Source organism: Aeromicrobium sp. JJY06 (genome assembly GCF_044069275.1).
Lineage (GTDB): Bacteria > Actinomycetota > Actinomycetes > Propionibacteriales > Nocardioidaceae > Aeromicrobium > Aeromicrobium tamlense.
In genome coordinates, this window is the sequence record NZ_JBIMRD010000001.1 from 123,959 (window position 1) to 140,717 (window position 16,759).

The window sequence follows — 16,759 nt, forward strand, 5'->3', positions numbered from 1 at the left end:
CCGACTCCTTCGTCGAAGAAAGTGCAGGGTACGAAGAAGCCGGCATTCGGGGCCCCTCGTTCACTCGCTGGCGCTCGTTCATGCGTCGATCTTTCCGTGGGTGTCGAAGAGCTGGCCGGAGTGCGTCGCGAGCAGGTCGGTCAGGGAGATGTCCTCCTGCCGGACGAAGCCGGTGGAGGGGAGCTTCCCGGCGGCGACCAGCTCGACGACGGCCACGGCGCTCGCCGCGGTGGTCCAGCTGATGGCGCGCCAGGTCTGGCCGTCGATGTCGATCGGCCGGTAGGCGCGGACGTGGTTGCGTCGGAACGGCTGGCCGGAGTGGATGCCCTCCACCGCGGCGTGCAGGTAGACGACGTCGTCGTTCACCGGCGGCTTGGCGTCCACCAGGATCCGGCCGACGAGCTCGCGCTCGTCGCGCAGGTTGAGCTCCTCGAACAGGAAGTGCATCTGCTCGAAGTGGCCCGGGTACCGCATCGTCTTGTAGTCCAGGCGCTGCAGGCGGCCCTCGTAGGTCTGGCACATCGTGCCGAGGCCGCCCGAGGTCAGCGCGGCCTCGAGCTCGATGCCGCCGATGACGACGCGCTCCTTCTCGGTCATCGGGGGCACCATGCGGCGCTCGCCTGACCGAACGACCTCGCAGTCGTTGAGGTACTCGTTGACGACGCCCTCGGCCGACCAGTTGAACGCGTAGCCCAGCAGACCCGTGGGGTTCTGCGGCAGCGCGCCGACCTTGAGCTCCATGCTGCGGATCGAGTCGAACGTCGAGGCCAGGCTGGCGCCGACGATGCCGATGAGGCCGGGCGCCAGACCGCACTGCGGGACGAACACGCTGTCGGGACGGTCCTTCGACAGCTCGATCACGCGGTTCGTCGTGGGGACGTCCTCGGTGAGGTCGAAGTAGTGCACTCCGGTGTCGTGCGCGGCCTCCGCGACGGCGATGTTCAGGTGGTACGGCAGGCACGAGACGACGCCGTCGACCTCGCTCAGCGCCGCGCGCAGCGCGTCGGCGTCGGCGACGTCCAGCACCCGCGTCTGCAGGTTCGGCACCTCCCGCTCGCGCGAGTCGAATCCGACCACCTTGAACTCCGCACGCGACAGCAGGTGCGCGACGAGCTCTCCGACCTTGCCGAGTCCGAACACGGCGACGTTCTCAATCCTCACTACCCCATCGTCTGCCTGATGCGGCAGACTGTCCAGCGTAAGTTCTTCTAACGCATTCGGAGGACCACCGTGCGCGACCTGCCCGACCCGAACCGACTGCGGCTCCTCGTGGACGTCGCCCACCACGGCTCCATCGCCGGCGCCGCCCGTGCCAACAGCATCACCCCGTCGGCCGTCTCCCAGCAGATCACCACGCTCGAGCGCGAGTCCGGCGTGCCGCTGCTGGAGCGACTCCCCCGCGGCGTGGCCCTCACGGCCGCCGGCGAGGTGCTCGCCGAGCGCGGTCGCAGCCTCGTCCGCCTGCTCGAGGCCACCCGCGGCGACATCGACGGCTTCGACGACCACCTCGTCGGCCGGGTCCGCATCGGCACGATCGCCTCGGCCGCGCAGGAGTTCGTGCTGCCCACGCTGACCGACCTGCGCGAGCACCATCCCGGCATCGACGCCACCGTCACGGTGGCCGAGCCGCAGTCGAGCCTGGCCGCGCTGCACGAGGGCCGGATCGACCTCGCGCTCGTCGACGTCTACGAGCACGCCCCCATGCCCATCCCGCCGCGGGTGACCGCCACGACCGTGCACCGCGAGCCGCTCGTGCTCATCGGGCGCGAGCCGTTCCCCGAGGGCACCACGCTGGCCGACCTCGCGGACGCGCCGTGGGTCATGCCACCCGCCGAGGCGGCGTGCGGCCAGTCGGTCCGCTACGCCTGCCGGCAGGCGGGCTTCGAGCCGCAGGTGCGCTGGGAGACCGACGACCTCCAGCTGCTGTCCCGCGCGGTCGCGGCCGGGCAGGGGGTCACCCTGCTGCCCCAGCTGGCGATCGACGTCGACCGGCGCGGACTGCACACCGCGGTCCCGGCCGGCGCCCGGCTCGGGCGCGAGATCCGCGCGGCCGTGCGCTCCGGCGAGCGCGACCGCCCGCTGCTGCGCGCCATCGTCGAGGCGCTGCGGGCGCGCTGAGCCCTCAGGCCCGCTCGAGCAGCCGGACGATCCCGTCGTACCCGGCGGCTCGCGCGTGCTCCAGCGCCGTCACGCCGTTCTTGTCGGCGATGCCCGTGTCCACGCCGGCGTCGACGAGAAGCCGGACGATCTGCTCGTAGCGGCGCGAGCCGTCGCCGAGGATGACCGCCTCCAGCAGCGCGGTCCAGCCCAGGTCGTTCACGTGATCGAGGTCGACGTCGGTGCGGATGACGCGGCGGATGTAGTCCACGTGGCCGCGCTCCCCCGCCGGGATCGGCGAGAGGCCGCCGTACCGGTTCTCGATGGTGAGGTCGGGACGGGCGGGCAGCAGCGCCTCCAGCATCGCGACGCTGCCCGTCACCCCCGTCACGAGCCAGGGCGTGTCGTGCTGGTGGTCGAGCGCGTCCGGGTCGGCACCCATCGCCACCAGTAGGCGGGCCACCGCGACGCTGTCGTGGGTCGAGGCCAGCAGCAGCGGCGTCTGGCGCAGCTCGTTGCGGACCTCGAGGTCGGCGCCCGCACGCAGGGCGAGGGCAGCGGCGTCCGCGTCTCCCTCGCGGGCCGCCGCGAGCAGCCGGCGGCCGGCGACCTCGGGGCCCAGCTTCTCGGCGCCCCGGGCCCTCTGCAGCAGGCGCGCCTGCGGCTCGAGCCCGTGCCGCTCGGCCAGCTGCACCGGCGTGAGTCCGTCGCGCCGGGACGCGATCCGCACGTCGGCTCCCCCGGCGACGAGCACGCGCACGGTGTCGACGTACTGGCGCCGGCGCTCGGGCTTGGCGAAGACGAGGGCCTCGTGCAGGCCCACCCAGCCGAGGTTGTTGACGTGATCCGGGTCGGCGCCGGCCTGCAGCAGGCGCCCGACGATCCAGGCGTGCCCGCGCTCGGCCGCGCGGATCACGCCGGTGCCGTCGAACGAGTCGTGCACGTCGAGGTCCGCGCCGTGCCGCAGCGTGAGGTCGAGCAGGGCGCGACGCCCCTCGCTCGCGGCGATGAGGTGGGCACTCTGGACGGTGTCGTCGGTGGCGTTCACGTCGGCGCCGGCGGCGATCAGCCGACGCGCGGCCTTCACGTCGTCGTCCCAGGCGGCGGCGATCAGCCGGGCGTCGAGCTGGTCCTGGTCGAGGTCCATCGGCGGGTCCTTCCGCGAGGGGGACGGGGACGGCGTCGTCGGGGTGGCCGTCGTGCTCGCGGCAGGCCTCTCGGCCCGGTCCTCCCCCGACGCCTGGCAGGCCGCCAGCAGGAGCCCGGCCGAGGCCACCATCGCCGCGAGCGACGTGGTGCGCAGGCTCACGAGACCGGTCCCCGCGTGCGCAGCGCGTTCTCGACCGTGGTCCGCGCGTGGTCCTCCGTGATCCGCCGGGCCCGGTCGGCGTCGCCGCTGGCGATCGCGTCGAACAGCGCGACGTGCTCGGCGTGGATCGGCGCCGGATCGGTGTGCTGCGCGAGCAGCCAGCGGCGACGCTGCGACACCGTGCCCAGCACCTCGTGCGCCATCGTGCCCTCGCCGAGGGCGGCGAGCGCGTCGTGGAACCGGCCGTTGGCCGCGACGGCCGCGTCGAGGTCGCCCCGGTCGATGGCGTCCTGCGCCTCGTCCAGCACCGCGCGCAGGCCGACGAGCCCCTCGTCCGTGACGGTCGCGACGACCTGGCCCACCAGCACGCGCTCGAGGGCGGCGCCGACCTCGGCCAGCTCGGCGATCTGGTCGGGCTCGTAGGCCCGGACCGCGATGCCGCGGGTGTCACGGTCGACCGCGAAGCCCTCCAGCACGAGTGCCTGCAGCGCCTCGCGCACGGGGATCCGCGAGACGCCGAGGTCGGACGCGATCGTCCGCTCCACGAGGCGGGTGCCCGGCGCGTGCGTGCCCGCGATGATCCGCTCGCGGATCAGGTCGCGGACGTCGTCGCGCAAGGGGCGGAACGAGGTCGGGGTCGTTGGCATACCAAAACGGTATACCAACGACCCCGACGTCGGACCTTGCTCGCTCAGCCCACCGGGATGGTGGTGGCCTCCGCGCGGTTGGCGGCGCACACCACGGCACGCAGCGAGGCGGTGACGATGTTCTCGTGGATGCCGACGCCCCACACGACCTCGCCGGCGATCTCGCACTCGACGTAGGCCGCGGCCTTCGCGTCGCCGCCCGAGCTGAGCGCGTGCTCGCTGTAGTCCAGGACACGGATGTCGGCCCCGGCCTGACGCATGCCGTCGACGAAGGCCGCGACCGGACCGTTGCCCTCGCCCTTGAACGAGCGCTCCTGGCCACGGACGACGAGGTCGACGACCTGCTCGTCGCGACCGTCCTCGGTGGTGACCGAGGTGAAGCGCGTCAGCGAGTACGGCTCGTCGCGCTCCAGGTACTCGCGCGTGAACGCGCCCCAGATCTCGTCGGGCTGGATCTCGCCGGCCTCGCCCTCGCTCATCGACTGGATCGCGCGGCTGAACTCGATCTGCAGGCGACGCGGCAGGTCGAGCTGGTGCTCGGTCTTCATGATGTACGCGACGCCGCCCTTGCCGGACTGGCTGTTGACGCGGATGACGGCCTCGTACGTGCGGCCGACGTCGTGCGGGTCGATCGGCAGGTAGGGCGCCTCCCACGGCAGCTCGGCGACCGGGACGCCCTGCGCGGCGGCCTGGCGGTCGAGATCCTCCAGGCCCTTCTTGATCGCGTCCTGGTGCGAGCCGCTGAACGCGGTGTAGACCAGGTCGCCCGCGTACGGGTGGCGCGGGTGGACCGGAAGGTTCGTGCAGTACTCGACCGTGCGACGGACCTCGTCGATGTCGGAGAAGTCGATCTGCGGGTCGATGCCCTGGCTGAACAGGTTCATGCCCAGCGTCACCAGGTCGACGTTGCCGGTGCGCTCGCCGTGGCCGAACAGGCAGCCCTCGACGCGGTCGGCGCCGGCCATCATCGCCAGCTCGGTGGCGGCCACGGCGGTGCCGCGGTCGTTGTGCGGGTGCAGCGAGATCGCGACGGCGTCACGACGGCTGATGCTGCGGCTGAACCACTCGATCTGGTCGGCGTACGTGTTCGGCGTGGCCATCTCGACGGTGGCCGGCAGGTTCAGGATGATCTCGCGGTCGCCCTCGGGCTGCCAGACGTCCATGACGGCCTCGCAGACCTCGAGGCTGAACTCCAGCTCGGCGCCCGTGAAGATCTCGGGGCTGTACTGGTAGCCGAACGCGGTGTCGCCCAGCAGCTGCTCGGCGTACTTCATCACCATCTCGGTGCCGCGGGTGGCGATGGCGCGGCACTCGTCGCGGTCGACGTTGAACACGACGCGGCGGAACAGCGGAGCGACCGCGTTGTACAGGTGCACGTTGGCGCGCGGGGCGCCCACCAGCGACTCGACGGTGCGCTCGATCAGGTCCTCGCGGGCCTGCGTCAGCACCGAGATCGTGACGTCCTCGGGGACGGCGCCGCCCTCGATCAACGAGCGGACGAAGTCGAAGTCGGTCTGGCTGGCCGACGGGAAGCCGACCTCGATCTCCTTGTAGCCCATGCGCACGAGCAGGTCGAACATGCGGCGCTTGCGGGCCGGGGTCATGGGATCGATCAGGGCCTGGTTGCCGTCGCGCAGGTCGGTGGAGAGCCAGCGCGGGGCCTGCGTGATCTGCTGGGCCGGCCACGTGCGGTCGGGCAGGTCGATCGGGGTGAAGGGCTGGTAGCGGCCGAACGGCATGCCGGAGGGCTGCTGGGGGGAAACAGGGTTGTTCTTCATGGGAGGTCTTCCTCGGGGATCGTCGAGCGATTCAGCGGCCGGCCATGACTGACTCCGCGCCGAGGGGTCCGACCTTCAGAGGACCTCGACGCGGCGGCGAAGGAGGAGGTTCGCGATCCGCATGATGGAGCCAGCGTAGCACCGGCCGTTCCCGGCGCGGATCGTCCCGGGTGGCTAGGGTCGGGAGCATGGCCGACGACGCACACGCCACGACCGGTTCGTACGTGAAGGCCGGCTCGGCCTTCGACCGCGACATGAACTACATCCCCGACCGCATCACGCGCGACGGCGGCGCCCCTGCGGATGACCGCGCGGGCACCGGCAAGCCGCCCGTGGCCGACGCGCCCACGTGGCCCGTCGAGCCCGGCCGCTACCGGCTCGTCGCCGCGAAGGCGTGCCCCTGGGCCACCCGCGCCCTGATCGTCCGCGACCTGCTCGGACTGCAGGACGTCATCAGCGTGGGCCTCCCCGGCCCCACCCACGACGCCCGCAGCTGGACCTTCGACCTCGATCCCGGCGGCGTCGACCCCGTCCTGGGCATCGAGCGGCTCCAGCAGGCCTACTTCGCGCGCTACCCCGACTACCCGCGCGGCATCACCGTGCCGGCGATGGTCGAGGTCGCCTCGGGTCAGGTCGTCACGAACGACTTCCCGTGGATCACCCACGACCTGTTCTTCGAGTGGCGCGAGCACCACTCCCCCGACGCCCCCGACCTCTGGCCCGCCGCCGTGCGCGACGAGATGGAGGACGTCATGGAGCGCGTGTTCACCGAGGTGAACAACGGCGTCTACCGGTGCGGCTTCGCCGGGTCGCAGGAGGCGTACGACGCGGCCTACGACCGGCTCTGGAGCACGATGGACTGGCTCGAGCACCGCCTTTCCGACCGTCGCTATCTCATGGGCGACGCGATCACCGAGGCCGACGTGCGCCTGTTCACCACGCTCGCGCGCTTCGACGCCGTCTACCACGGTCACTTCAAGTGCAACCGCAACCAGCTCACCGAGATGCCGCACCTGTGGCGCTACGCCCGCGACCTCTACGCACACCCCGCGTTCGGCGGCAACACCGACTTCGAGCAGATCAAGCAGCACTACTACGTGGTGCAGACCGACATCAACCCGACGCAGATCGTGCCGAAGGGGCCCGACACCTCGGTGTGGCTCGAGCCCGTCACCTGAGCAGCGACCGCGGCGCGAGCCGCGCCCACCAGCGCGCCTTGCGGCTGCTGGCGGCCTGCAGCGACTCCACGACGCGCTGCGCCTCCTCGACCCGGGCCGTGCCCGGTCCGGTCCCGGCGTAGCGGTCGCGCTCGACCTGGGCGACGAGCCCGTCGAGGTCGGACCCCGCGACGCCGTGGGACTCGAGCCGGCCCGCGAACACCCGCGGTGTCTCGGTGGGGTCGAGGCCGATGCCGAGGTCGCGCGCGGTGTCGGAGACCTCGCTCCACAGCGGCTCGCTGGATCGCTCGCCCGCGCTCCACCGGCGACGGCGACGCACCTGGCGGACCAGCGCGGGAACCGCGCCGAGCACGGACACCGTGAGCAGCGCCAGCAGGGCGGGCCGCCACGTGGGGCCCGTCTCGCCGGCGGACTGCTGCGCGGACTGCTCGTCCTGCGGGTCGAGGGTCCGCCCGTTCTGGCCGCTCGCCTCGGGAACCTCGGAGTCGGCGTCCGAACCACCGCTCGACTCGACCTCCTCGGCGAACTCGGTGGCCTCGCCGATGCCCGGCGTCGCGTCGAAGGGGATCCAGCCGATGTCGCGGAAGTACACCTCGGTCCAGGCGTGCAGGTCGTCGGAGTCGACGCCGAACGTCGACTCGTCGACCGAACGGCCCAAGAGGCTGTCGCCCGGCGCGTAGCCGACCGCGACGCGCGTGGGCACGTCGAGCACGCGACCCATCACGGCCAGGGTGGACGCGAAGTGCACGCAGTACCCGGTCTGCTTCTCCAGGAACTCCTCCATGACGTCGAGCCCGTTGCCGTCGTAGCCCTCGTCCACCGGCGCCTCGACGGAGTACGAGAAGTCGGTGCGCAGCCAGTCCTGGAGCGCCAGCATGCGGTCGTAGTCGTTGTCCGCGTCGCCGGCGCGCTCGCGGGCCAGCCGCGTGACCAGCTCGGGCACGTCGTCCGGCAGCGAGCGGTACGAGTCGAGAGACCGGCCCGCGTCGCCGGCGTCGCGGACCTGGTCGGCCGTGGGCAGCCGGTCCAGGCTCGTCACGGTGTAGCTCTGGTCCTCGGTCGTGGTGCGACCCTGGGCCCGCACGGTGCTGCCGTCGCGCAGCCACTGCCAGTCACCCTCGAGGCCCTTGATGCTGGTGGCCGGGTACGGCACCGGCAGCAGGCTCGAGCGCAGGCTCTCGATCCGGATGCTGGTGGTGCGCTCCTCGGACGTGATGGTCTCGTCGAGGTCGTCGAGGCCCTCGATGTCGAGGTCGCCCATGACCGGACTGGGGATCCAGGAGCGCCCGCTGAACTGACGCAGCGTCGCGACCTTGAGGTACTGGCCCGTGGTGCCCTCGGTGGAGTACGTCAGGACGCGGCGGGGCTGGGTCTGGCGCAGGTTGCGGCCCAGCTCGATCATCGGGTTGATGCCTGTGCCGAAGACCTGGCTCTCGGCGACGCCGAAGTCGCTCGAGGTGGGGTCGATCTCGGGCCCGACGACCGGCACCACCAGCGCGACGGCCACCGCGCCGACGCCCGTGACGGCCGCGGCCCCGCTCGGGATGACGCCGACATGCGGGGACTCCGACCACCACAGCCACAGCCACGCCACGGCCGTGCCGGCGAACAGCCACCACGGGGGCATCTCCATCGCGATGACGCTGGGGACGACGAGCATCGTCGCCCACAGCAGCCCGAGAAGCGGCACACGCCACGCCTGGCGGGCCACGGCGTCGGACAGCACGAAGATCACGAGGTACGCGATCGCGACGAGCAGCACCACCGAGTCGGGCGGCAGGATCGGCGCGACCTCCTCCACGATCGTGGTCCGGGCATCGCCGAGCATGGACGCCAGCTCGACGAACGAGGACGGCGTGGGGATGCCGAGGACGGTGGTGCCGGGAACGAACATCCACACCAGCCCGAGCACCGCGGCCAGGGCCCCGGCAGGCGTGGCCCACGTGGGCGCGAAGAGGCGGACCACGGCGGTCACCGCCGCGACGGAGACCACGAGCGAGAGCACCACCACGACCCAGCGCAGGCCGTCGAACAGGGGCGCGAAGCCACCGAGCAGCACGGCCGTCGCGCCCAGCACGACCAGCGTGTCGTTGAGCTCGTCGCCGCGGTCGCGCCTCACGCCGGCACCCCCGTCGCCGCGGCCCAGGCGGCCTCCAGGTCCTCGTTGGAGTCGCGGACGACGACGTGCCAGCCGGCCGCGGCGAGGGCGCCGTGGGCGTCCTCGGAGGTGCCGCGGGCGACGAACGCGATCGTGTCGCGCGACGGCACGGCCTGCAGCAGGCGAGCAGCCGAGGTGGAGTCGAGCGAGCCGGTCATGACGAAGGTGGTGCGCTCGCGCGCCGGGATGATCAGGGGCGAGGAGTCGGGCTCGGCGAGCGCCAGCACCACGAGGGCGTCCTGCAGACCGTGGCCGGACTCCAGCGACACCTGCTGGGCTCCGGTGGCGAGGTCGACGTCGAAGCCGCGTCCCCCGTAGTGGGCGACGACCGAGGCGGCGGCCGAGACGCTCCACTCGAAGCCGGCGTGGTCGTGGACGCGCGGGTCGGCGTCGAGGACGACCAGGACGGTGGGCCGCAGCTCGGACTCCTCCTGCCGCACCATCGGCTCGCCGTGGTGGGCGGTGGCCTTCCAGTGCCAGCGCTTCAGGGCGTCGCCCGGCAGGTAGGGGCGCGCGATGACGTCGTCCTGCCCCAGGCCCGAGGTCGGGTGCAGCCGCGTGGCCCCGTCGGTGGCGCCGGCCGGGCCCACCCGCACGTCGAGCGAGTGCCGACGCGGCAGCACGATGAAGCGGTCGCGGCCGCCCGCGACGAGGGAGCGCTGCACCAGCCCGAAGGCGTCGCCCACCGAGACCGAGAACGGGCCGAGCTCGTGACTCCCGCGACGGCGCCCGGTGACGACGTACTCCACCCGGGCGCGTGGCTCGCCGGTGACCGGGACCGTGCCGGTGGCCGTGCCGAGCACGGTGCTGGGCAGGCGGTCGCGCCAGTGACCCGCGACGACCGGCACGCCCGAGACGACGCCGACGTCCAGCACGACCTCGACCGGCTCGTCGGGCTCGACGATCGCGGGCGTCACGGTGCGGGTGAGCACGAGCCTCGGCCGGGCCAGCACGGCGAGGACCACGGCGACGGCGACGAGCCCAGCGCACAGTCCCGTGACGTAGAGGAGCGCGGGGATGCCGACGAGGGCGGCCAGGGCGAGGCTCACCGCAGCGGCCGCGATCAACGCGATGGACCGTCCGGTGAGCCACATGGTCAGACCGGGACCCGGCGCAGGATGTCCGACACGATCTCGTCGGAGCTCCCGCCACCACGCAGCGGGACCAGGCGGTGGGTCAGCACGAGGGGCGCGAGCTCGACCACGTCGTCCGGCAGGACGAACTCACGGTCGCGGACGGCGGCGAGGGCCTTGGCGGCGCGCACCAGCTGGAGCGTGGCGCGCGGGCTGGCGCCCAGGCGGAGGTCGCCCGACTCGCGCGTGGCGCGGGCCAGGGCGACGACGTAGCGCTCGACCGACTCGGCCACGTGGATGCCGCGGGCGTGCGCGATCATCTGCTGCAGGTCGTCGACGAGGATCACCGACTCGAGCAGCGCCGCCGGGTCGCGGGTGTCGCGGTCGCGCAGCATCGCCAGCTCGGCGTCGGTGTCGGGGTAGCCGAGCGAGATGCGCGCCATGAACCGGTCGCGCTGCGCCTCCGGCAGGACGTACGTCCCCTCCATCTCGAACGGGTTCTGCGTGGCCACCACCATGAACGGGCGGGGCAGCGGGTAGGTGGTGCCGTCGACCGAGACCTGGCGCTCCTCCATCGACTCCAGCAGCGCCGACTGGGTCTTGGGCGAGGCGCGGTTGATCTCGTCGCCGACCACGAGGTTCGCGAAGACGGCGCCGGGCTTGAACTCGAACTCCGCGCTGGCCTGGTTGAACACCGAGACGCCGGTGACGTCGGACGGGAGCAGGTCGGGCGTGAACTGGATGCGTCGCACCGAGCCGTCGACCGAGCGGGCCAGGGCGCGGGCGAGCGCAGTCTTGCCGACTCCGGGGACGTCCTCGATGAGCAGGTGGCCCTCGGCCAGCATCACCACGAGGGCAGTCTCGATCGCCTGCTGCTTGCCGTCGATGACCTTGGCCACGTTGTCGAGGACGGCCTGTGCTGCTGCGGCGAAGTCCATGGCCTGATCCTAGGCACACCGAGCAATATCGGACACGCGAACGAACGGACCGGCGGCTACGGTGACGCCATGGCCCGCCTCCTCGTCGTGCAGCACTGTCCCACCCCGCGTCTGACCACCCTCGGCGACGCCGTCCTGGCCGGTGCGCGCGACGACGCGATCGAGGGCGTCGAGGTCGTCGTGCGTTCCGCGCTCGAGGCCACCGTCGAGGACGTCCTGGCGGCCGACGGCTACGTGCTGGGCACGTCGGCGAACCTCGGCTACATCTCGGGCGCCCTCAAGCACTTCTTCGACACGGTCTACAACGACGTGCGCGAGCCCACCGCCAAGCGGCCCTTCTCGTACTGGATCCGCGGTGGCTACGACACGATCGGCGCCGAGCGCGCGATGGAGTCGATCACGACCGGACTGCAGTGGACCCTGGCCGCTCCCCCGCTGGTCTTCACCGGCGATGTCGCCCCGCACCTCGACGCGGCCACCGAGCTCGGCGGCACGCTCGCCGCGCTGCTCATGGCCTGATCCGGGCTCCTGCGGCTCGCTAGCGTCGTAGCCACTCCCGCAGGCGGTCGAGCGGCCAGGTCGTGACGATCCGGTCGGGGTCGATGCCACGATCGGCCGCGCGGGCGGCGCCGTGGTCGAGGAAGTCCAGCTGGCCCGGCGCGTGGGCGTCCGTGTCGATCGCGAACAGGCAGCCCAGGTCGTACGCGAGGTCGATCAGCTCGTCCGGCGGGTCCTGGCGCTCCGGGCGGGAGTTGATCTCGACGGCGACGCCGTGCTCGGCGCACGCGCGGAAGACCTGATCGGGGTCGAACTGGGACTGCTTCCGGGTGCCGCGCGAGCCCTCGACGAGGCGGCCGGTGCAGTGCCCCAGCACGTCGGTGTGCGGGTTCGAGACCGCGGCGACCATGCGCCGCGTCATCGCCGGGGCGTCCATGCGCAGCTTCGAGTGGACGCTCGCCACCACCACGTCGAGGCGACCGAGGAGGTCGTCGTCCTGGTCGAGCGCGCCGTCGTCGAGGATGTCGACCTCGATGCCCGTCAGCAGCGTGACGTCGGGGAACTGGTCGTTCACGTCGGCGACGACCTCGAGCTGCACCTCGAGACGCTCGCGGCTCAGCCCGTTGGCGACCGTGAGCCGGGGCGAGTGGTCGGTGATGGCCTGGTACTCGCGGCCGCGCCAGACCGCCGCGCGCGCCATCTCCTCGATCGGGCTCCCACCGTCGGACCAGTCGGAGTGGCTGTGCAGGTCGCCCCGCAGCAGGGCCCGGAGCTCGGCCCCGGCCTCGGCGAGAGGTCCGGTGTTGCGCGCGCGGAGGTCGGAGAGGTACTCCGGCACGTCGCCCGAGAGCGCCTGCTCGACGACCGTGGTCGTGCGGGGGCCGAGGCCCTTCATCCGACCCAGCGAACCGTTCCCGGCACGCTCGACGACCTCGTCGGGGGTCAGGTCGGCGAGTGCCGCGGCGGCCTTGCGGAAGGCCTCGACCCGGTAGGTCGACGCACGCTCGCGCTCGAGCCAGAACGCGGTCTCGCGCAGCGCCTCGACGGGGTCCACCCCTCCATCGTGCGGGATGTCCTCGTGAGTCACCAGACCAGTGACGCCGCGATCACGAACATCACGAGGCCGATGACCAGGTCGAGCACCTGCCACGCCCGGGGGCGCGCGAGCAGGGGCGCGAGGCGCGTGGCCCCGAATCCCAGCGACGAGAACCACACGATGCTGCCGACGGAGGCGCCCGCTCCGAACCACCAGCGGTCGTCGCCGTGGGTCTGGGCGATCGAGCCGAGCAGCACCACCGTGTCGAGGTAGACGTGCGGGTTGAGCCAGGTGAGCGCCAGCACCTGCAGGATCACGGCACGCAGGGTGGCGGCGGTGCGCCCGGCGGCGTCCAGGTGCTCGGGGCGGAACGCGCGCCGGATCGAGCCGACGCCGTACCAGAGCAGGAACGCCACGCCGAGCCACGTGACGACGTCGATGAGCCAGCCCGCCCGGTCGACGATCGCCCCGATGCCCGCGACTCCGGCCAGGATGAGCGCGAGGTCCGACACCGCGCAGATGACGACGACGGCGCCCACGTGGGCCCGCCGGATGCCCTGGCGCAGGACGAAGGCGTTCTGGGCGCCGATGACGACGATGAGGGACAGGCCGGTGATCATTCCGGTCACGAAGGCGTTCAGCACCGTTCGACCGTAGGATCCGTGACGTCGTGAAGTCCAACGAATCTTTCTTCGCATGGTGAAGGAGTGCTTAACTCGATCCATGGACCTCTCCCCCGCCCAGCTGTCGGCGCTCGTGGCGATCGCCGACACCGGCTCCTTCGAGGCCGCGGCCGAGCGGCTTCACGTCACCCCGAGCGCCGTCAGCCAGCGCATCCGTGCACTCGAGAGCGCCGTCGGCCGGGTGCTCGTGGGCCGCGGGACGCCCTGCGTGCCGACCGAGGCGGGAGCCCCACTCGTGCGGCTCGGCCGCCAGCTCGAGCTCGTCTTCGCGGAGGCACTCACGGACGGGCTGACCGAGGGCCCGACCGACCTCGCGCTGGCGATCAACGCCGACTCCCTGGCCACGTGGTTCCGGCCCGTGTTGGCCGAGATCGCCACGTGGGAGGGTGTCGCGCTGCGGCTGCGCGTGGAGGACGAGGGGCACAGCCACGACCTGCTGCGGCGCGGCGAGGTGGTCGCCGCGGTGACCAGCGACCCCTCCCCCGTGCAGGGCTGCTCGGTGACCCCGCTCGGCACGATGAGGTACCTGCCGGTCGCCCATCCGTCGCTCCTTCGCTCGGGGCGAGCCGACTGGTCGGGCATGCCGATGGTCGTGTTCAACGCCAAGGACCGGCTCCAGCACGAGGAGCTTCGACGCCACACCGAGGTCGCGCCTCCCGTCGTCCACGAGGTCCCGTCATCCGACGACTTCCGGGCCGCGATCGAGGCCGGGCTCGGCTGGGGACTGCTGCCGGAGGCGCAGGCCCGCGCCGGCATCGAGGCGGGCACGCTGATCCGCCTGGGCCGATCGGTCACGCGGGTGTCCTTGTACTGGCAGCGGTGGCGGCTCGACTCCGAGCTCCTCGACCGGCTCAGCGACGCCGTGTCCACCCACTCACCCGGTCGATGAACCCGTCTCGCATCGCGGGAAGGACGGCGTGAATTAACTTGATATTCGAACACCTGTTCTATAATGAGGCATGCTCAGGGCCCGCACCGACGACGAGGCATTCGCCGACGTCCGCCGCGAGCAGGCCCGCGCCGAGTACGCCACGTGGAATCTCATCCTGGGCCACTTCGAACGCGCGACGAAGCTCATCGACGCAGCCGACCAGCCGTCGATCTGCAAGCAGCACGGCCGCAGCGCCGTGGTGCTCGACATGGCCCAGCAGCTGGCGATCTCCGAGCAGCGGGCGTGGGGCATCCTGCACGACGCCCGCACCCTGCGCGACCACACGCCTCGCGTCTGGGCCACGTTCCGGGTCGGTCACATCGACGCGGCGAAGGCGGGCGCGATCGCGGCCATCGTCGAGAAGCTGCGCACCTCCGAGGCCGTCGCCGCCGTCGACGCATCCGTGGTCGACTACGCCGAGACGCACACGGTCGGCGAGCTCCGCTCGTGGCTGCGGCGTCTGCGCGCCCGCCTCGAGCCCGACGAGGTGGCGCACGAGTCGGCACGCGCCGTCGACGAGCGTCGCGTCAGCGTCACCCACCTCGACGACGGCACCAGCTGGTTGAACGCCCTGCTGCCCACCGGCGTGGCCGTGGTCGTCGCCGAGCGCCTGCGTCGTGCGGCGAAGGCATTTCCCGCCGTCGACCCCGAGACGGGCGAGCGCGAGCGACGCACGCGCGACCAGAAGCAGGCCGACCTCGTGGCTCACTGGCTCACGTCGTGCGAGGGCACCGCGACCGACATCCGCGCCGAGATCGCGATCAGCATCGCGGCCACCGACCTCGTCGGCCTCACGGACGGCCCGGGCCTCACTCTCGACGGCGAACCGGTCGGTGCCGCATGGGTGCGCGAGCTGGCGCAGTCCGAGCACACCGTGCTGCGGCGGCTGGTGCTCGACGCGGCCGGCACCGTGCTCGACTCGACGGTTCTGGCCTACCGGCCCCCGGAGTCACTGCGTCAGGCCCTGCGCTGGAGGGACGGCGCCTGCCGGGTCGTCGGCTGCCGGGCTCCTGCCGGCTCGACCGACCTCGACCACGAGCTCGCCTACGACCGGGGCGGCACCACCTCGGCCGACAACCTGCGCTGCCTGTGCCGACGGCACCACAACATGAAGTCCCACGGACACCTCGACGACCGTCACCTCGACGGGCCGATGACCCACGTCGAGCGGTACCGCGTGGCCTAGAAGCCGAGCTTGCGCAGCTGGCGAGGGTCGCGCTGCCAGTCCTTGGCCACCTTGACGTGCAGGTCGAGGTGCACGGGCGTGCCCAGCAGTCGCTCGATCTGCGAGCGGGAGTCGATGCCGATCTGCTTGAGGCGGGCGCCCTTCTTGCCGATGATGATGCCCTTCTGGCTGTCGCGCTCCACGTACACGTTGGCGCGCACGTCGAGCAGCGGCTTCTCTGCGGGACGGTCCTCGCGGGGCACGACCTCCTCGACCACGACGGCCAGCGAGTGCGGCAGCTCGTCGTGGACTCCCTCGAGGGCGGACTCGCGGATGATCTCGGCGATCAGCGTCTCCTCGGGCTCGTCCGTGAGCTGACCCTCGGGATACAGCGGCGGGCCCTCGGGAAGCGTGTCGATGAGCAGCGAGCCCAGCAGCTCGACCTGCTCGCCGGAGACGGCGGACACCGGCACGACCTCGTGCCAGGACAGGCCCGCTTCAGCGCCGGCGGCGGCGATCTCGGTCAGGTGCTCGGCGAGGCGGGCGGGCGTCACGAGGTCGGTCTTCGTGGCGATCGCGATGACCGGCTTGCGGCGCAGCGCCGCGATCTCCTTGATGAGGAAGCGGTCGCCCGGGCCGATCTTCTCGTTGGCCGGCAGGCACATGCCCACGGTGTCGACCTCGGCCCACGTGGTGCGGACCAGGTCGTTGAGGCGCTGTCCCAGCAGGGTGCGGGGCTTGTGCAGGCCGGGGGTGTCGACGAGGACGAGCTGGGCGTCCTCGCGGTGGACGAGGCCACGGATGACGTGGCGCGTGGTCTGGGGGCGCGAGGACGTGATCGCGACCTTGCCGCCCACGAGGGCGTTGGTCAGCGTGGACTTGCCGGCGTTGGGCCGGCCGACGAAGCAGGCGAAGCCGGAGCGGAACTGGCTCATGTCGACAGCACCGTGTCGACGGCGCCCGCCGGATCGGCGACCACGACGGTGACGCCGGCGCCGCCGAACTCGATCACCGAGTCCAGCCCGACCGGGACGTCGCCCTCGGTGACCAGCGCGGCGGCCTCCAGGCCCTTCGCGCCCGACGAGACGGCCATCGCGACGGCGAGGTCGAGCGCGGACACCCGCAGCGTGTCGAGGTGGACGGTGGCAGCGGCGTAGGTGCGGCCGTCGAGGTCACGCACGGCGGCCCCCTGGGCCACTCCGAGACGGGCACGAGAGGTCCGGGCGAGCGTCACGAGCTTCGCGTCCTCGGAGGTCAGGTCCATGCGA

Annotated in this window: 16 protein-coding genes; 5 read left to right on the top strand and 11 right to left on the bottom strand. The window is 72.2% G+C overall.

Annotation, left to right across the window (positions count from 1 at the left end):
- Positions 1-78: 78 nt before the first annotated feature.
- The gene (locus ACGWYL_RS00615) at positions 79-1,161 is read right to left on the bottom strand and encodes a saccharopine dehydrogenase family protein (protein WP_269302930.1); all 1,083 of its coding nucleotides are present in this window, start codon (positions 1,159-1,161) and stop codon (positions 79-81) included.
- 69 nt (positions 1,162-1,230) lie between these two features.
- Between ACGWYL_RS00615 and ACGWYL_RS00620 the strand changes: the two genes are divergently transcribed.
- The gene (locus tag ACGWYL_RS00620) at positions 1,231-2,118 is read left to right on the top strand and encodes a LysR family transcriptional regulator (RefSeq protein ID WP_269302931.1); all 888 of its coding nucleotides are present in this window, start codon (positions 1,231-1,233) and stop codon (positions 2,116-2,118) included.
- Positions 2,119-2,122: 4 nt separating this feature from the next.
- Here the strand turns inward: ACGWYL_RS00620 and ACGWYL_RS00625 are convergent, their stop codons facing one another.
- The 3 genes from ACGWYL_RS00625 to leuA are packed head-to-tail and all read right to left on the bottom strand — an operon-like array spanning position 2,123 to position 5,831.
- Positions 2,123-3,406 carry an ankyrin repeat domain-containing protein gene (locus ACGWYL_RS00625; RefSeq protein WP_395486149.1) on the bottom strand — a complete coding sequence of 428 codons (1,284 nt, stop codon included), beginning with the start codon at positions 3,404-3,406 and terminating at the stop codon, positions 2,123-2,125.
- A complete protein-coding gene (locus ACGWYL_RS00630) occupies positions 3,403-4,053 on the bottom strand; it encodes a GntR family transcriptional regulator (RefSeq protein WP_269302933.1) in 651 nt (216 codons plus the stop codon). Before ACGWYL_RS00630 ends, ACGWYL_RS00625 begins: the two co-directional genes overlap by 4 nt.
- A gap of 44 nt (positions 4,054-4,097) precedes the next feature.
- Positions 4,098-5,831, bottom strand: coding sequence for a 2-isopropylmalate synthase (leuA, locus tag ACGWYL_RS00635; protein ID WP_179423791.1), 1,734 nt, complete (start codon positions 5,829-5,831; stop codon positions 4,098-4,100).
- Between the two features lie 188 nt (positions 5,832-6,019).
- Between leuA and ACGWYL_RS00640 the strand changes: the two genes are divergently transcribed.
- Entirely contained in the window at positions 6,020-7,009 is a 990-nt protein-coding gene (locus tag ACGWYL_RS00640; RefSeq protein ID WP_179423789.1) for a glutathione S-transferase C-terminal domain-containing protein, read from the top strand.
- Here the strand turns inward: ACGWYL_RS00640 and ACGWYL_RS00645 are convergent.
- Genes ACGWYL_RS00645 through ACGWYL_RS00655 form a run of 3 tightly spaced genes read right to left on the bottom strand, consistent with a single transcriptional unit; the run spans position 7,002 to position 11,178 of the window.
- Positions 7,002-9,128: a DUF3488 and transglutaminase-like domain-containing protein gene (locus tag ACGWYL_RS00645; RefSeq protein ID WP_269302934.1), complete on the bottom strand. Its 2,127-nt coding sequence runs from the start codon at positions 9,126-9,128 to the stop codon at positions 7,002-7,004. The two genes, ACGWYL_RS00640 and ACGWYL_RS00645, sit on opposite strands and share 8 nt — an antisense overlap.
- Entirely contained in the window at positions 9,125-10,261 is a 1,137-nt protein-coding gene (locus ACGWYL_RS00650) for a DUF58 domain-containing protein (RefSeq protein WP_179423785.1), read from the bottom strand. The genes ACGWYL_RS00645 and ACGWYL_RS00650 overlap by 4 nt, the downstream gene beginning before the upstream one ends.
- A gap of 2 nt (positions 10,262-10,263) precedes the next feature.
- Positions 10,264-11,178, bottom strand: coding sequence for a MoxR family ATPase (locus ACGWYL_RS00655; protein ID WP_179423783.1), 915 nt, complete (start codon positions 11,176-11,178; stop codon positions 10,264-10,266).
- Between the two features lie 69 nt (positions 11,179-11,247).
- Here ACGWYL_RS00655 and ACGWYL_RS00660 point away from each other — a divergent pair, with 69 nt between their 5' ends.
- On the top strand, positions 11,248-11,697 hold the full coding sequence (locus ACGWYL_RS00660; RefSeq protein WP_395486150.1) for a flavodoxin family protein: 450 nt from the start codon (positions 11,248-11,250) through the stop codon (positions 11,695-11,697).
- Positions 11,698-11,716: 19 nt separating this feature from the next.
- Here the strand turns inward: ACGWYL_RS00660 and ACGWYL_RS00665 are convergent, their stop codons facing one another.
- Together ACGWYL_RS00665 and ACGWYL_RS00670 are read right to left on the bottom strand one after the other, a co-directional pair.
- Positions 11,717-12,730: a PHP domain-containing protein gene (locus ACGWYL_RS00665; RefSeq protein ID WP_179423779.1), complete on the bottom strand. Its 1,014-nt coding sequence runs from the start codon at positions 12,728-12,730 to the stop codon at positions 11,717-11,719.
- A gap of 29 nt (positions 12,731-12,759) precedes the next feature.
- Positions 12,760-13,356 (bottom strand): LysE/ArgO family amino acid transporter, encoded by a 597-nt coding sequence (locus ACGWYL_RS00670; protein ID WP_395486151.1) that lies wholly within the window; start codon positions 13,354-13,356, stop codon positions 12,760-12,762.
- A gap of 79 nt (positions 13,357-13,435) precedes the next feature.
- Here ACGWYL_RS00670 and ACGWYL_RS00675 point away from each other — a divergent pair, with 79 nt between their 5' ends.
- Positions 13,436-14,284 (top strand): LysR family transcriptional regulator ArgP, encoded by an 849-nt coding sequence (locus tag ACGWYL_RS00675; protein WP_395486152.1) that lies wholly within the window; start codon positions 13,436-13,438, stop codon positions 14,282-14,284.
- Between the two features lie 70 nt (positions 14,285-14,354).
- The gene (locus ACGWYL_RS00680) at positions 14,355-15,512 is read left to right on the top strand and encodes a DUF222 domain-containing protein (protein WP_395486153.1); all 1,158 of its coding nucleotides are present in this window, start codon (positions 14,355-14,357) and stop codon (positions 15,510-15,512) included.
- Here the strand turns inward: ACGWYL_RS00680 and era are convergent.
- A complete protein-coding gene (gene era, locus ACGWYL_RS00685; protein WP_179423771.1) occupies positions 15,509-16,426 on the bottom strand; it encodes a GTPase Era in 918 nt (305 codons plus the stop codon). The genes ACGWYL_RS00680 and era overlap by 4 nt on opposite strands.
- Positions 16,423-16,755 (bottom strand): cytidine deaminase, encoded by a 333-nt coding sequence (locus ACGWYL_RS00690; protein WP_179423770.1) that lies wholly within the window; start codon positions 16,753-16,755, stop codon positions 16,423-16,425. The genes era and ACGWYL_RS00690 overlap by 4 nt, the downstream gene beginning before the upstream one ends.
- Positions 16,756-16,759 lie beyond the last annotated feature (4 nt).

Excerpts from the sequence above, each read along its gene's own strand:
- ACGWYL_RS00630 (WP_269302933.1), bottom strand. The coding sequence starts at position 4,053 with ATGCCAACGACCCCGACCTCGTTCCGCCCCTTGCGCGACGACGTCCGC.
- leuA (WP_179423791.1), bottom strand. The coding sequence starts at position 5,831 with ATGAAGAACAACCCTGTTTCCCCCCAGCAGCCCTCCGGCATGCCGTTC.
- ACGWYL_RS00640 (WP_179423789.1), top strand. The coding sequence starts at position 6,020 with ATGGCCGACGACGCACACGCCACGACCGGTTCGTACGTGAAGGCCGGC.
- ACGWYL_RS00650 (WP_179423785.1), bottom strand. The coding sequence starts at position 10,261 with ATGTGGCTCACCGGACGGTCCATCGCGTTGATCGCGGCCGCTGCGGTG.
- ACGWYL_RS00655 (WP_179423783.1), bottom strand. The coding sequence starts at position 11,178 with ATGGACTTCGCCGCAGCAGCACAGGCCGTCCTCGACAACGTGGCCAAG.
- ACGWYL_RS00660 (WP_395486150.1), top strand. The coding sequence starts at position 11,248 with ATGGCCCGCCTCCTCGTCGTGCAGCACTGTCCCACCCCGCGTCTGACC.
- ACGWYL_RS00675 (WP_395486152.1), top strand. The coding sequence starts at position 13,436 with ATGGACCTCTCCCCCGCCCAGCTGTCGGCGCTCGTGGCGATCGCCGAC.
- ACGWYL_RS00680 (WP_395486153.1), top strand. The coding sequence starts at position 14,355 with ATGCTCAGGGCCCGCACCGACGACGAGGCATTCGCCGACGTCCGCCGC.
- era (WP_179423771.1), bottom strand. The coding sequence starts at position 16,426 with ATGAGCCAGTTCCGCTCCGGCTTCGCCTGCTTCGTCGGCCGGCCCAAC.
- ACGWYL_RS00690 (WP_179423770.1), bottom strand. The coding sequence starts at position 16,755 with ATGGACCTGACCTCCGAGGACGCGAAGCTCGTGACGCTCGCCCGGACC.